This window comes from Burkholderia sp. Tr-20355 (assembly GCF_017104685.1).
Classification (GTDB): domain Bacteria; phylum Pseudomonadota; class Gammaproteobacteria; order Burkholderiales; family Burkholderiaceae; genus Burkholderia; species Burkholderia seminalis.
Window position 1 is genome coordinate 1 of the sequence record NZ_JAAGPK010000334.1, and the last position, 3,005, is coordinate 3,005.

The 3,005-nt window shown below is 65.2% G+C and carries 2 protein-coding genes and 1 pseudogene; all 3 read right to left on the reverse strand.

The features are described from left to right. A pseudogene (locus G3N62_RS35045) lies at positions 1 to 304 on the reverse strand (acetyl-CoA C-acetyltransferase); the annotation flags it as partial. 99 nt (positions 305 to 403) lie between these two features. After that, on the reverse strand, positions 404 to 2,284 hold the full coding sequence (gene phaC / locus G3N62_RS35050) for a class I poly(R)-hydroxyalkanoic acid synthase (RefSeq protein WP_124669679.1): 1,881 nt from the start codon (positions 2,282 to 2,284) through the stop codon (positions 404 to 406). Positions 2,285 to 2,644: 360 nt separating this feature from the next. Further along, on the reverse strand, positions 2,645 to 3,005 hold a 361-nt coding region (locus G3N62_RS35055; RefSeq protein ID WP_206141524.1), incomplete at its 5' end, for a laccase domain-containing protein.

The following is a 3,005-nucleotide window of genomic DNA, read 5'->3' on the forward strand; positions in this document are numbered from 1 at the left end:
TCGCGTTCGCCGCCAGCATCACGGCCTTCAGGCCCGAGCCGCACACCTTGTTGATCGTCATCCCCGGCACCGCGTTCGGCAGCCCGGCCTTGATCAGCGACTGCCGCGCCGGGTTCTGCCCCGATCCAGCCGTCAGCACCTGGCCCATGATCACTTCGCTGACCTGATCGGGCTTCACGCCCGCACGCTCCAGCACCGCGCGGATCACCGTCGCGCCCAGCTCCGGCGCTGCAATCTTCGCAAGCGAGCCGCCGAATTTGCCGACCGCGGTTCGCGCGGCCGATACGATCACTACGTCCGTCATTTCCCTTTCCTCCAGGCCCGCACGACACGGCGCATCGTTACCGGCCCTGTTAAAAAAACTGCGGTGCTCCGGACAGCGTGCGCCGCTGTCCGGTTTTCGTCAATCGCGCTGCAATACGTAGCGCCCGGGTGCCGGCTCGATCACCGGAAACTGCGCGGAACCCGCCTCGGCCGGCGGCGCCACCTTGCGGCCGCCGTACGCATCGAGCCATTCGACCCACGTCGGCCACCAGCTGCCCGGCTGCTCGGCCGCACCGGCGAACCAGTCGTCCGCGGATTCGGGCAGGTCGTCGTTGACCCAGTAGCTGCGTTTCTTCTTCGCCGGCGGATTGATCACGCCCGCGATATGCCCCGACGCGCCGAGCACGAATTTCAACGGGCCCGACAGGATCGACGTCGACGCGTAGGCCGTCTGCCACGGCACGATGTGATCCTCGCGCGAACCGTAGACGAAGGTCGGCACGTCGATCAGCGACAGGTCGACGGATTCGCCGCATACGGTCAGCGCGCCCGGCTCGCGCAGCTTGTTCTCGAGATAGGTATTGCGCAGGTACCACGCGTACATCGGGCCCGGCAGGCTGGTCGAATCGCTGTTCCAGTACAGCAGGTCGAACGGCGCGGGCGTGCGGCCCTTCAGGTAGTTGTCGACGACGTAGTTCCACACGAGATCGTTCGGACGCAGGAACGAGAACGTGTTCGCGAACTCGACGCCGCGCATCAGCCCCGGTTGCGTGCCGTTCTTGCCGCCGATGGTCTGCTCGCGCATCTGCACGTGCGCCTCGTCGACGAACACGTCGAGGATGCCGGTATCGCTGAAGTCGAGCATCGCGGTGAGCAGCGTCATCGACGCGGCCGGATGTTCGCCACGCGCGGCAAGCACCGCGAGCGCGGTCGCGAGCATCGTGCCGCCGACGCAGAAGCCGAGCGTGTTGATCTGCTCGCGGCCGCTGACCTGCTGCACGGCGTCGATCGCCGCGAGCAGCCCTTCGTTCATGTAGTCGTCCCACGTCTTGTGCGCGACCGATGCGTCCGCATTGCGCCACGACACCAGGAACACCTGATGGCCGTTCGACAGCGCATGCGCGACGAGCGAATTCTCGGGCTGCAGGTCGAGGATGTAGAACTTGTTGATGCACGGCGGGACGATCAGCAACGGCCGCTCGAACACCTTGTCCGTCTTCGGCGTGTACTGGATCAGCTGGATCAGGTCGTTCTCGTAGACGACCGCACCTTCAGTACACCCGAGGTTCTTGCCGACCACGAACTGCGATTCGTCGGTCTGCGAAATCTTGCCGCGCTGCAGGTCGCCGAGCAGGTTCATCATCCCCTGCCGCAGGCTCTCGCCCTGCGTGTCGAGAATCGATTTCTGCGCGTCGGGATTGAGTGCGAGGAAGTTGCTCGGCGCGGCGGCGGCCGTCCATTGCTGGACCGTGAAGCGGATGCGCTCGCGCGTCTTCGGATCGGTCTGAAGCGAGTCGGCGAGTTCCTGCAGGTAACGCGCGTTGAGCAGATACCACGCAGCCGTGAACGCATGCGCGGGCGACGACTTCCACGCGTCGCCGCTGAAGCGGCGATCCTTCAGTTCGGGGGCCTCGAGCTTCGCGGCGGCAGCCTGCTGCATCAGCGTCATGCAATCGCGTGCGTAGTCGGCCTGCAACGCCTGGAGCCGTTCCGGCGGAATCGCGGCAACCGGCAGCTTCAGCCCCGCGAACGGCGACGCCATGCCGCCAAGACCCGCGAGGCCACCGAGATCGGGCATCGACGGCATCTGGAACGGAAACGAAGCCGGAAACTGGAAAGTCGCGAACGGATTGACGGTGGCCGATGCAGTCGCGGCGCGCGCCGGATCTGCAAAACCGCGCCACGCGTTCAGCCACGACTCGAACATCTGCTGCATCGGCTGGGCGGCCGGATCAAAACCGGTGCTGCCTGCGGAAGTGCCCGCCTGAGCGGACGTCGACGAATTTTTCGATGCTGTCATTACCTGCCTTACCGGTGATTCGTGAGCGTCAATCGTGAAATCCTGCTCGCGCGCGGCGTGCCGGCTGCGAGCCGGGCCGTCATGCTCTGGAGAGGCGTCTCCAGATTCTGCCGCAGTGCGGTATTTTTATCATTATCGTTTTCCCCATGTGAAGCGCCAAGTCAAACCACTGAACATTTCTGCACGGAGATAATCCGCGTGCAACAGGCGGGACAAGGGTTCCGGCGAAACATAAACCATTTTGTCCGGCTTGACTTCGGGATTTTCCATTCAGTTGCGCATGCGATGCCGCAGTGCCGTCTAAATATCGAGATAACCCGATTTCACGACGCGGCAAATCCCGCACGCATGCGCATGCCGTCAATCGGCCAGCCAGATCGCCGCTGCCATGCGGCCCGTCACGCGATCGCGGCGGTACGAATAGAAGCGTGCCTGTTCGGCGACCGTGCAAGCCGCCCCGCCGCTCACGTGCGCGACGCCCGCACGGGCGAGACGCAAGCGCGCGAGCGCGTACAGATCGGCGAGAAACTTGCCGGGCGCGCCCTCGATCGCAACGAACGCGAGCCCGGTTTCATCATGCTCCGACTGCGGAGCCGTGTCGAGAAACGCGTCGCGCACGTCCGCGCCGACCTCGAACGCCTGCGGGCCGATCGCCGGCCCCAGGTACGCATGCAGCGTGTCCGTCGCGCCGCCGGCAAGCGCCGCGACGCGAGCCGCGGTC